Annotated in this window: 10 protein-coding genes; 8 read left to right on the forward strand and 2 right to left on the reverse strand. The window is 71.6% G+C overall.

Translation table 11 applies throughout. The features are described from left to right. Nucleotides 1–82: 82 nt before the first annotated feature. Nucleotides 83–1,501, reverse strand: coding sequence for a nicotinate phosphoribosyltransferase (locus ACG83_RS02785; protein WP_054564569.1), 1,419 nt, complete (start codon nt 1,499–1,501; stop codon nt 83–85). Between the two features lie 441 nt (nt 1,502–1,942). Between ACG83_RS02785 and ACG83_RS02790 the strand changes: the two genes are divergently transcribed. From ACG83_RS02790 to ACG83_RS02825, 8 genes are all read left to right on the forward strand, one after another. Further along, complete coding sequence (locus tag ACG83_RS02790; RefSeq protein ID WP_035953415.1) at nt 1,943–2,137, forward strand: hypothetical protein; 195 nt, start codon at nt 1,943–1,945, stop codon at nt 2,135–2,137. Nucleotides 2,138–2,411: 274 nt separating this feature from the next. Further along, nucleotides 2,412–3,884: a helix-turn-helix domain-containing protein gene (locus ACG83_RS02795; RefSeq protein ID WP_054564570.1), complete on the forward strand. Its 1,473-nt coding sequence runs from the start codon at nt 2,412–2,414 to the stop codon at nt 3,882–3,884. A gap of 10 nt (nt 3,885–3,894) precedes the next feature. Continuing rightward, nucleotides 3,895–4,884 (forward strand): NAD-dependent epimerase/dehydratase family protein, encoded by a 990-nt coding sequence (locus tag ACG83_RS02800; protein ID WP_054564571.1) that lies wholly within the window; start codon nt 3,895–3,897, stop codon nt 4,882–4,884. A gap of 160 nt (nt 4,885–5,044) precedes the next feature. Further along, nucleotides 5,045–5,479 (forward strand): hypothetical protein, encoded by a 435-nt coding sequence (locus ACG83_RS02805; protein WP_054564572.1) that lies wholly within the window; start codon nt 5,045–5,047, stop codon nt 5,477–5,479. 385 nt (nt 5,480–5,864) lie between these two features. After that, nucleotides 5,865–6,329 (forward strand): hypothetical protein, encoded by a 465-nt coding sequence (locus tag ACG83_RS02810; RefSeq protein WP_054564573.1) that lies wholly within the window; start codon nt 5,865–5,867, stop codon nt 6,327–6,329. An 89-nt stretch (nt 6,330–6,418) separates the two neighbouring features. Further along, a complete protein-coding gene (locus ACG83_RS02815) occupies nt 6,419–8,677 on the forward strand; it encodes an ABC transporter permease (RefSeq protein ID WP_054564574.1) in 2,259 nt (752 codons plus the stop codon). Continuing rightward, a complete protein-coding gene (locus ACG83_RS02820) occupies nt 8,677–9,555 on the forward strand; it encodes an ABC transporter ATP-binding protein (RefSeq protein WP_054564575.1) in 879 nt (292 codons plus the stop codon). The genes ACG83_RS02815 and ACG83_RS02820 overlap by 1 nt, the downstream gene beginning before the upstream one ends. A 74-nt stretch (nt 9,556–9,629) precedes the next feature. Then, nucleotides 9,630–10,325, forward strand: coding sequence for an ABC transporter ATP-binding protein (locus ACG83_RS02825; RefSeq protein ID WP_054565368.1), 696 nt, complete (start codon nt 9,630–9,632; stop codon nt 10,323–10,325). Nucleotides 10,326–10,623: 298 nt separating this feature from the next. Here ACG83_RS02825 and ACG83_RS02830 read toward each other — a convergent pair whose 3' ends face one another. Continuing rightward, on the reverse strand, nt 10,624–11,967 hold the full coding sequence (locus tag ACG83_RS02830; RefSeq protein WP_054564576.1) for an ABC transporter substrate-binding protein: 1,344 nt from the start codon (nt 11,965–11,967) through the stop codon (nt 10,624–10,626). Nucleotides 11,968–12,001: the final 34 nt, after the last annotated feature.

The following is a 12,001-nucleotide window of genomic DNA, read 5'->3' on the forward strand; positions in this document are numbered from 1 at the left end:
GAGGATCATGGTCGCCGCAATGACCCGAATCCTCAACTCTTGCTGCCCGTGAGGTACGAAGATCCTCGACTCTTGCTGTCCGTCAGGAAACGGGTCGGGTTCCATCGCCCGCGACGACTACCGGCAGGCATGGCTGCCCGTAGCGGACGTCCCTGGCCGAGGCCGGCAGTGACGCCAGTGCCGCCCGGTGATGCTCCCGGGCGCGGGTGACACCGGCCGCGCCGACCAGGGTCTCGGCCACCACCGCGCCGGCCCGCATCAGCGGCACGAGCAGCGGCCGGTCCGCGGGGGCTGCTCGGGCCGCGGGATCCACGGCATCCGCGGGAGCCCCGCCGCGGGCCCGGGCCGCTCCCGGCCATTCGCCGCCCGGGATGATGACGTCGGCGACCGCCGATCCGTCCGGGCCGAAACGGCGCACGATCTCCTTGCGCCCGCCACGGGTGCCTTTGCCGATCGAGGTCTTGGCCACCGGGCGGCCATCGGCCTCGACCAGCTTGTAGACGAAGCCGGCGGTGGGCGCGCCCGAGCCGGTCACCAGGTGAGTGCCCACCCCGTAGCTGTCGACCGGCGCCGCGGCCAGGCGGGCGATCGCGTGCTCGTCCAGATCGCCGGTGACGACGATGCGGGTCGCCACCGCACCGAGCGCGTCGAGCTGGGCCCGGGCGGCGCGGGCGCCGGCGGCCAGGTCACCGCTGTCGATCCGGATCGCGCCGAGGCCGGTGCCCGCGGCAGCCACCGCGTTCGCGATGCCGGTGGTGATGTCGTAGGTGTCCACCAGCAGCGTGGTGCCGGCGCCGAGCGCGGCCACCTGGGCGGCGAAGGCGGCCGCCTCGTCGTCGTGGACCAGGGTGAAGGCATGCGCGCTGGTCCCGGCGCTGGGCACGCCGTAGCCGCGCGCCGCCTCCAGGTTGGACGTCCCGGCGAACCCGACGATGTAGGCCGCGCGGGCCGCTGCCACCGCGGCCTGCTCGTGGGTGCGCCGGCCACCCATCTCCAGGCAGGGCCGGTCTCCCGCGGCGGCGACCATGCGGGCGCCGGCCGCCGCGACCGCGCTGTCGTGGTTGAGCACGGACAGCACGAGCGTCTCCAGCAGAACACACTCGGCGAACGTGCCCTCCACCACCAGGACAGGGGTTCCCGGCAGGAAGGGCTCCCCCTCCGCGAATCCGTGGATGTCGCCGCCGAACCGGTAGCCGGCCAGCCAGTCGACGGTCCGGTCGTCGACGACGCCGGTGGACCGCAGGTGCTCTGTCTCCTGCGGACCGAACCGGAACTGTTCGATGGCGGCGAGCAGGCGGCCCGTCCCGGCGAGGACGCCGAAGCGGCGGCCGGGCGGCAGGGAGCGGGTGAAGACCTCGAAGACCGCCCGGCGGCCGGCCATGCCCGAGCGCAGGGCCGCCTGCAGCATGGTCAGCTCGTAGTGGTCGGTCAGCAACGCCGTGGACGTCGGAACCGTGGGCGTCGGAACCGCAGACGTGGCAGACGTCGGGACCGCGGGCATCGGGACCGTGGACGCGGGGCCTGTCGGCGCCGGGGCCGTGGACTGCGGAGCCGAGGACGTCGGGGCCGTGGGGGTCGGGACCGTGGACATCCGGACCAGGTTAGGGACGAGAGCCGCCTAGCGCACCACATCTCGACCGGGCCGCGAGCCGCCGCGCCGGGCGCCGGCCAGGCCGCCGACCGCGGCACCGGAGGCTGCACCTGGAGTGCGCGCCCTGGCATACCCAGCAACACGGCCGGGTATGCCTGAGAGCGGCTCGAAACACTCCTCAGGCTATGTGATTCACGACACAGGTCTCGTTAACGGAGCGTAACCAGGATCGCCCCATCAAGGCGCCCCGAAGCGCAACCAGGGCCTGGGATCGGCCTGTTACGCGCGATCTGGCCGGTACCCACTTAGTTACTGTCCCAAGAACCCCCGGTCCGTGAGATCGTCGTGCGCGTGGACCGAAGCTATGCCGGGGTTTTCCTCGTGGTTGTCGGCGGTGCGCTGCTCGCCCTGCTGGTCGCCGGGCGTCGCGCGGGAGGGAGCCTCGTCCGTGAGGTCTGGGGGCGAATGGGCCTGCTGCGCTGGGTGTTTGTACTGATCATCGTGGTGGTTTTCCTTGATCTGGCGGACGGGGCCGCCAATCGGTGATCACCAGCCGAGGGGCCGAAAGACTCCAGAAGTGCGCCCAATGGCCAAGACGTGGCACCCCGGGGTTTCCACCACGATCACCCGGTCCCGCGCCGGAACGTCGCACTGCGAGTTCACCCCGTCCCCACCCCAATAACAGCAGGTATCGGCGGCGTCGCAGTGCGCTATAAATGATGGATAATGCGCACAGTTCGATTTATGTGTTCACGCCCCTACATGCCTGACTCGTTATGCTCACTTCGCGTTACTCCGACGCCGGACGAGAGGACAGCGGGTGACTGGACAAACCTGGCTGTGGACCCCACCGCGGCCGACTCCAACAAGTGTTGGAATCGGGTCGCTGCTACGGGCGTACCGGCAGGCCCATGGCCTGACCCAGCAGCAACTCGCCGACCTTCTCGGCTTCGACCAGTCCTATGTGTCGAAGGTCGAGAGCGGTCGGCGGGCGATCCACGACATCTCCACGCTGCGCCACATCGCCCGCAACCTCGGACTGTCACCCGAGGACGTCGGACTCGCCCCCGGCGGTCTGGCCGACCGGCGTCGTGAGCCACCGCGCGGCTCGACAGTAGAGAAGGTGGCCGGCAGCCAGCGTGCCTGGCGGCTCACCCGCGACCACCTGAACCACCACCGGATCAGCCTGGCGCGCGCCGCCGCGCGGCTGTACCCGGAGACCTACCGCCTCGGCAACGGCCTGCTCGCCCGCCCCGGCTGGGTGTGGGACACCCCGGTCGACATCAACGACATCGGCCTGCGCTGGGAGGAGGCGGCCGGTGAGCCGGCGCTCACCGGTGCCGAGCCCGAGGCCGACGCGACCCGCCCGCTGGTCGGCGACGGTGGCGCGCAGTCCCGCTACCAGCGCTACACCCGGGCGATGCGCGACCTCGACCGGCCGACCCTCTTCGAGAACCGGCTGAGCTTCCGCCTGCTGGACGTCGCGGAGACCGCCGGCGCCGCCCCGACCCTCACGTTCGGGCACACCACCTACTTCGACGCGGTCGACGTCTGCGAGACCGTGGCGCACGAGACCGCCGCGGCCATGATGGGCGGCGAGCTGGCCTGGCCCGCGCTGCCGTTCCGCCGCCGCATCGGCGACCCGTTCGACCTGGCCGGCCGCGTCGCGCTGCCGTCCATCAACACCCTGACCATCCGCCTCGACCGGGGCAGCGCCAGCTTCGTGCTGCACCGCCGCAGCGCCGGCTCGGTGGCGACCGCGGGCGGGGTCTACCACGTGCTGCCCGCCGGGGTGTTCCAGCCGTCCGGCATCACGCCGTTCCACCACGACGCCGACTTCGACCTGTGGCGCAACGTCATGCGCGAGCTCAGCGAGGAGCTGCTCGGCAACGCCGAGCACGACGGCAGCTCGTCCCGGCCGATCGACTACGACAACGACGAGCCGTTCCGCTCCTTCGAACAGGCGCGCCGGGCCGGTGGCCTGCGGGTCTTCTGCTTCGGGATGGGCCTGGACGCCCTGACGCTGTTCGGTGAAATCCTCACCGTCCTCGTCGTGGAGGCCGACACGTTCGACTCGCTGTTCGCGGACATGGTCCGCACCAACGCCGAGGGATCGGTCGTGTCGACCGGACCGGGCCGCCAGGCGCATGAGGGAATCCCCTTCACCCAGGCCTCGCTGCGCCGGCTGGTGGACACCGAGCCGCTCGCTCCGTCCGCCGCGGCCTGCCTGGAGCTCGCCTGGCGGCACCGGGAGACCCTGCTGCCAGGCCTGCGCTCGCGGGCAGCGGTCTGATCAGGCCGCTGTGCGCATCCTCGTCACCGGCGCCTCGGGGTTCGTCGGCGGTGTGACCGCCGACCTGCTCTGCGCCGCCGGCCACCAGGTCACCGCCCTCGTTCGGGACGCGACAGCGCGGTCGCGGCTGTCGCGGATGGTCGAGGTGGTCCAGGCGGACCTCCTCGAACCGCGTCAGCTAGCCGCGGCCGGCGTCAGCCGCGGGTTCGACGGGGTGTGCCATCTGGCCGCGTTGACCCGGGTGCGGGAATCCCGCGAGACGCCGCTGCGGTACTTCGCCGCGAACGTCACCGGAACGATCAACCTGCTCGCGGCCCTCGATGCGGGCACTCGGGCGACCGGCGTGGCCCCCCGGTTCGTGTTCGGCTCCAGCTGCGCCGTCTACGGGGACGGTGGAACCTCACCGATCCCGGAGACCCGCGCCGCCGCGCCGACCAGTCCCTACGGAGCTTCAAAACTGGCGGCCGAGCAGGCCGTGGCCTATCAGGCCGCGACCGGGCGGCTCGGCGCGATCGTGCTGCGCTCGTTCAACGTGGCCGGTGCGGTCGGTTCGCACTCCGACCGCGACAGCAGCCGGATCATCCCGGCCGCGCTCGGGGTGGCCTCCGGGCGGCGGGACGCCTTCCGGGTGAACGGCGACGGCGCGTCGATCCGTGAGTACGTGCACGTGGTCGACATGGCCCGGGCCTATCTGACGGCACTGCGCGCGGTCGTGCCCGGCCAGTGCACGGTGTACAACGTCGGCTCCGGCGTCGGGGTGAGCGTGTCCGACGTGCTGGCGACGGTGGAGAGCGTGACGGGGCGGGACGTCCCGCGGGTGACCCTGCCCGCGGTGCCCGAACCGCGGGCGCTCATCGCCGACAGCACGCGGATCCGCGCCGAGCTCGGGTGGAACTCACCCTCCTCGACCATCGAGCGGATCGTCGCGGACGCCTGGCGCTCCACCGCCGTGCTCGAATCGGTCCCGGTCGGCCGGGCGGACGTCCCGATCGGCACCTGAGCACCTCAGCAGCCGAGCACCTGAGCACCTGACCGTCCGACCCGTCCGATTGCCCGGCGCGGGTTTCGTCGGTATGCCCGATCGGCCCGGGCCGGCGTGAAACGATGAGCCGACCAAAGCCGAGCCGACGAAGTCGAGCCGACCGAAGGAGAGGGCAGCGGTGGGTCGTCCCTTCCACGTCTATGACTACGAGGGCGAGCATCTGGGGGCGTTCCCGAGCTGGGAACGCGCCCACGAGTGGGCCCACCTGCAGGCCGTCCTGAACGGCGTGCCGACTCCGCTGGAGGTGGAGGACCGGTCCACCTCCAGCCGGCGCAGGGTGTGGGCGGACCGCTGCGAGCCGGTGGGGGCCGGCGCATCGAACCCGGGCGCCCCGGCCAGCACCGGCACCCATGCCCAGGTCCAGTCCGAGGCTCACGTCGACGCCGAGACGGACCTGCTCGCCGCGGGGCGCTGTGCCGCGGTGCGGGCTCCGGTCTTCGCGCCGCCGCACCCCCGGCAGTCGACCGAGTACGCGGACGGTTTCGTCGCGGACGGTGTCCTCGCGGAGGGCGCGCACACCGCTCGCACCGACGCCGCCCGCATCGAGCGGTGACGATCTCGGGCCACCAGACGATCTCGGGCCACCACTTTCCGGCCACCCTCACCATGGGTGGCACACGGACTGCCCTCCGCCAGGAGAATTTTTTCCAACGCAACGTGACAGATTGCCGACCAAAGCGTGGCCCGGCAGGGCATGACAAGACGTTATAAAGCAGGTCATATCCTTCCAGGGAGGCATCCATCACGGCTGCCTCGTGCCCGGTCCTGCCTGGCCGGGAACTGCCCTCGCGCAACCTGACACTCCACCTGGTGAGCTGAGCACACTAATCTGGCGGCTGTCGTCGGGGATTCACCGCACTGCGAGGCACGTTCGACGTGCCTCGCAGTGAATCGGGGGCCGACGGGCACAGCCGAGACGCTCCTTGGGGGAGACGAAAGTGGACGAGCAGACCGCTGCCGCCGGCGGAGCGCGACCGACGTCGCGCCTCGTCGTCGATGTCGTGCGAGCGCTGCGGGGATGGGTGGTCGCCGCAGCCGGCGGCGTTCTTCTCCTCGGCTGCTACCTGGGCGTCTCCAAGGAGACGGACGTCGCGTACCAGCTCCCGTATGTGGTGTCGGGCGGCTTCGGCGGCCTGGCGCTGGTCCTCGTGGGCAGCGCCCTGCTGGTCGCCGACCGGGTGGACGCCAACCAGGCCACGCAGAACCGGCTCGCCGGCCAGGTCGACGACCTGCACACCCTGATCATCGCCGCCGCGGCCAGCGGAGCGGCCGACTCCGAGGCCGCCGACGTACCCGCGCCCGCCGCCCAGGGGCACGACGTCCCGGGCCACGGCGCACCGGGCCAGCCGTTCGTGGCCCAGACGAGCTCCGCCTCCGCGGCCGTCTCCGGCCAGCGGTTCTGAGCCGGCCCCGGACGACACCATGGGCACCGTCGACCCGGGCGCGGGGCCGCTGACCGGCCCGTCCCCGGCACCTCCCGCGGAGTGAGCGGATGACCAGTATCGATCTCGCGCTCACCGCCATCTCGCTCGGGGCGATCGCGGCCCTGTCCGGTATCGGCGTGCTGGTCACCTACCGGACCAACGGCGTTCTCAACTTCGCCCAGGGCGGCATCGCCACCCTGGTCGCCTATGTGTTCCGCGAGATGGTCGTCGAGTGGGGCCTGCCGATCTGGCTGGCCGCGGTCCTCGCGCTCGCGGTGCTCTCCCCCGGCATCGGCCTGCTGCTGGAACGGCTCGTCTTCCGCCCGCTGGCCCGCCGCCGTGCCTCGGCCGCGGAGTCGCTGGTCGCCAGCCTCGGCGTCCTCGTGCTCACCCTCGGTATGACCGCGGGCATCTGGGGCCTCGGCTCCCGCGGCGACGCACCGAGCATCTTCCCTGCGGACACCGTCAAGATCGGTGACACCCGGGTCGGCGTGGACGCCCTCGCCGAGCTGGCGATGGTCGTCGTGTTCTGCGTCGTCCTCGGCATCCTCGGCGCGAAGACGAAGTTCGGCCGCCAGGTGCGGGCCGTCGTCGACGACCGGCAGCTCGCCGAGCTCTCCGGGGTGCCCGCGGACAAGGTGGCGGCGGCCGGCTGGGCGCTGGGCACCACGATGGCCGGGCTCACCGGCATCCTGCTGGCGCCGCAGTTCCGGCTCACCCCCTACGGTCTGACCCTGCTGGTCCTGGAGACGTTCGCGGTCGTGGTGGCCGCCCGGCTGGCGAGCCTGCCGGTGGCGGTGCTCACCGCACTCGGGATCGCCGTCGCGCAGAGCGAGCTCAAGCAGGTCACCCTGGACGGCGACGCGGGAACGGTCCTCACCGTCCTGCAGTCGAACCTGTTCATCGTCATGCTGCTGGTCCTGCTCCTCGTCGTGCCCAGGCTGCGCGAGCTCGGCAACGGCGACTCGGGCTCCACCGGGAGCTTCTCCAGCCGGGGCGCGCCGCCGTCGGGCCCGGTGAGCCGGGATGAGGCCCGCCGCGACGTCCTCGGCAAGCTCGGCGGCGCCGCGCTGCTGATGGCGCCGATGACCTTCGCCCCGGCCGACCTGCGCTCGGCGTTCATGGTCCCGGCGCTGGCACTGATCTTCCTGTCGCTGGTGATCCTCACCGGGTACAGCGGCCAGCTCTCCCTCGGCGTCGCCGGCTACGCGGGGCTGGGCTCCCTGTTCACCCTGAAGCTCGCCAACGGTGACCTGTTCGGCCTGCCGGCCGTCCCCGGCATCTGGGCCATGTTCCTCGGCGCGATCATGGTCGCACCGATCGGACTGATCACCGGCTGGCCGGCCATCCGCCGGCGCGGCCTGGTCCTGGCGCTGACGACCTTCGCCGTCGGCGCGGTCGTGAGCCGCTTCGTCTTCGAGCAGCCGGACTTCGCCTCCGGCCTGTACGTGGACCCGCTGGAGCTCTTCGGCGCCGAGCTGGGCGACAAGGCCTTCTACCTCTTCGAGCTGTTCTGCCTCGGCCTCGGCCTGCTGGTCGTCCGCAGCCTGCACCATGGCCGGATCGGCCGGGCGCTGCTGGCGGTACGTGACCACTCCGAGGGTGCCGCGGCGGTCGGTGTGGACGTCCGCAGCCTCAAGCTGCTCGCCTTCACCATCTCCTCGGCGGTGGCCGGCCTCGGCGGCGCGCTGCTCACCTTCAGCGCGTCGTCGTTCTCCACCGACGACTTCGCCCCGATGCAGAGCCTGCTGTGGTTCACGGCGGTGGTCGTCTTCGGCGCGGACAGCGCCGCCGGCGCCATCATCGCGGCCGGCTTCATCGTCGCCATCGACGTGCTCGCCCCGGCCGGCTCGTCGATCCTCGCGGTCGGCATCCTCGCGCTCTCGCTCGGCTGGCTGCCAGGCGGGCTCGCCTCCGCGGTCCGGGGCGGCATCGCGTGGGTCGCCCGGGTGCTGGCGGACGAGTTCGTGCCCTCGGCGCACACCACCCACGCCGCGGCCAACCGGCTGACCCGGGCCGGCGGGGCCGTGCCGGGCATAGCCGGCGCGGCCGGCGCCACCCGGCACGGGGCCGCCGGATCCAGCGCGTCCGGCGGGTCCGGCGGGTCCGGCGACAGCATTCGGATCGTGCTGCCCGCCGGTGCGCCCAGGCCCACCCCGCTCGGCGAGACGCTGCTCATCGCGGTCGCGAACCACACGGCCCGCAGCGGGCTGACCCTCGACATGCTCCCCAGCGCGCGGGCGGGCGAGGCGGACTCCGTCGAACGCCAGGGCCTCTCCGGGCCGCGGCCACACCTGCCCGCAGTTCCGGTTGAGAGGGGTGCCTGATGAGCCGCAACGACCTGTCGGCGCGTGGCCTCGTCCGCCGCTACGGCGGCCTCACCGCCGTCGAGGACGTCGACATGGACGTCCCCAGCGGCCAGATCACCGGCCTCATCGGACCGAACGGCGCCGGCAAGTCCACCCTGTTCAGCCTGCTCACCGGGGTGGAGCAGCCCGACGAGGGCAAGGTCCTCCTCGGCCAGCGCAACATCACCAGGATGAGCCCGGACGCCCGGTCCCGACGCGGGCTGGTGCAGACCTTCCAGGTGCCGTCGCTGTTCCCCAGCCTCACCGTGGCGGACAACCTGCTCGTCGCCGCCGAGAACCGGCGCCGCGACTACGCCGGCGACCTGCTCGGGTTCAGGGCACGCGGGCGCAGCGGCGCGCTGCAGATCGTCGACGACGTCCTGACCTCCCTGCAGCTGGAAGACGTCCGGGAGAGCATCGCCGGCACCCTGCCGACCGGTGCGCTGCGGCTCGTCGAGTTCGCCCGCGCCCTGTGCGCACGCCCCGACGTGCTGCTCCTCGACGAGCCCGCCAGCGGGCTGGACGCGGCCGAGACCGAACGGTTCTCGGCGCTGGTCCGCCGGATCGCCGACGACGGAGTGGCGATCCTGCTCGTCGACCACGACGTCGACCTCGTCTTCAAGGTCGTCGACCGGGTGTATGCCATGGTCGGCGGCCGGGTCGTGGCGGAAGGCGCACCCGCGGCCGTGCGCGCGGACCCGACCGTGCAGTCGGTGTACCTGGCGCAGGGTCCGCTGACCTCGAAGAACACGGGTGCCTCGCCGTCGGGCGGGCCGTCAGGGGGCGGACCGCCCGCGGACAGCCCGCCGACCGGCGGTCCGCCCGCCGTGGCCGTGTCGTCTGGAGAGCTTCGTTGACCGCCAACCCCGCCGCGATCGGCGACACCCACACGGCCGTCGACCCGAACGGCGCGCCCACGGCCGAAGCGGGCCTGCCCGCCGTCGAGCTGCGGCTGGAGAACGCCCGGGCCGGCTACCGCACCATCGAGGTCCTGCACGGCATCGACATGGCCATCCCCTCGGGGGCGGTGACCGCGCTGCTCGGCGCGAACGGTGCCGGCAAGAGCACGACGCTGCGCACCATCGCCGGGCTCATCCCCCTGCGCGGCGGCTCGCTGACCTGGCGCGGTGAGCAGATCACGAAGATGACCACGACGAACCGGGCGAAGCGTGGGCTGATGCTCGTCCCGGACGAGCGGGCCGTGTTCGCGACCCTGTCCGTCCGCGACAACCTGCAGATCATCGCCGAGGCCAGCGGTCACCCCGACATCACCCCCGCGCTGGAGGCGTTCCCCCGGCTACAGGAGCGCCTGAGCCAGCGGGCCGGCTCCATGTCCGGCGGTGAGCGGCGCATGCTGGCCCTCGCCCGCGCGCTGCTCGCCCGCCCGTCGGTACTCATGGTGGACGAGCTGTCGCTGGGTCTTTCCCCGAAGGTCGCGAGCGAGCTGTTCGCCTGGCTCGGGACGGTCGCCGACGCGGGTACGACCGTGATCCTCGCCGACCAGTACACCGAGGAGGCGCTCGCCCTGGCCGACATGGTGTACGTCCTGCATCGCGGCGAGATCACCTTCGCCGGTACGCCGGCCGAGCTCGGCGCCAGCGAGCTGCTGGCCGCCAGCGCTCCCTAGGGCCGAAGGGCGCCAGCAGTCACTCAGCCTGAGGCTCAGGCCTCAGGCTGCAGGCCTGGCCTCTGACAAGATCTGAGGATCCTGGTCGTGCTCACGACAAAAATCCTCAGATCTTGCCCGGCAGCGACAACATGCCCGACCGCGTCTCGGAGCCGCGCCCCGAAGAGTTGGGCATTCTGGTCGTTCCGACAACCACGATCCTCAACTCCTGCGCTTCAGCAACAGCAGCCCGGTGGGGCCGGCGCCGTAGCGGCGTGTGCCGGGCCCGGATCGGGCTCCGGCACACGCCGCGTCAGGTTCAGGCTGCCGGGTAGGGCAGATTCTTGACCGTGTAGCAGTTGGTGTTCATGTCGCCACTTTGCGTCAACCAACCGCCCTTGCCACCGTTGGCGGTGTCCTGCCAACGAGCCACATTGAGGCAGTTCTTCGACTCGGCCGGCGGCTGCTGGTCCTTGACGAAGTCACGAGCCGTGAGCAGCCCGTTGCCGGTGTACGGCTCGTTGCGGTTCATGTACGTCTCGACGCACTCGCGGGTCAGGTTCGCCCCGCAGGACGCCATCGCGTCGGTCAGCCACTGCGCGGAGGCATAGCCCTCGAGCATCCACTGGTTCATCTTCGCGACGCTTTCCGGCTCGTACGTCGCGACTGCGTCCTGGAACGCCTTGACCGCCGGGATCGAGGCGTCCGAGAAGGTCGCCGACTGGGTCGTCGCGTAGACGAGGTTGCGGCACTGCGGCGAGTTGGCGTAGAGCGTGCCGACCGAGCTCGACATGCCCTGCGCGGTGGTCACCTTCGCCTTCAGCGGGACGCCCTGGCGCTCCATCGACTCGCAGAGCTTGGCGTTGCCGGTGTCCTCCATCGCGTCGAACACGATCTGGACGCCCTGCTGCTTCATGTGCTGCGCGACCGAGTCCCAGTTGGGCGCGGCGAGGTTGATCGGCTCCTCGACCACCTTGTAACCCTCGGCCCGCAGGCCGTTGGCGATCTTCGTCGCGTACCGCTCGGACTGGGCGATGCTGTAGTAGACCACCGCCGCCGTGGTCGCGCCGAGCTTCTCCTTGTACCAGCGGTACTCCTCGGTGCCGCCGTACAGGTTGCCGTCGAAGCCGGGCCGGCGGCCGTCCCGCGGGTAGTCGCTGCCGTAGATCGAGTACAGGTGCGGGTACTGGTCGTACTGGACACCCACCGGCTGGCCGCCGATGTCCGGCACGCCCTCGGAGTTGATGTACTGGCCGCCGGCGTAGTCGAAGGCCGTCACACCGGCGAGGGCGAACACCTTCTCGTCGTCGACCAGCTTGTGCGCGCAGGCGACGTTGTCGTCGCCGGTGCTCTTGTCATCGCACGACACCAGGGTCACCTTGCGCCCGTTGACGCCACCCTTGGCGTTGAGCGCCTCGAAATAGGCGCGTGCGCCGTAGAGGGACGCCGAGAACGTCTCCGGCCCCAGGCCACCGCTCATGCCGGTGATGTTGCCGATCTTGATCTCGGTGGGCGTCACACCGGTGTCGGACGCGGTGTTGGCCGAAGCAGCACCGGTCTGCGTACCTTCGCCGGACGGAGCCGAGTCACCCGCACGGCTGCCGCAGGCGACGAGCGCCAGGGAGGACAGCACGACCCCGGCGACGAGCGCTCTCGCTCGCATGAATTGCACTCCTCTGATAGGTCGGCGGCGCTCA

The organism is Frankia sp. R43, assembly GCF_001306465.1.
Classification (GTDB): domain Bacteria; phylum Actinomycetota; class Actinomycetes; order Frankiales; family Frankiaceae; genus Parafrankia; species Parafrankia irregularis.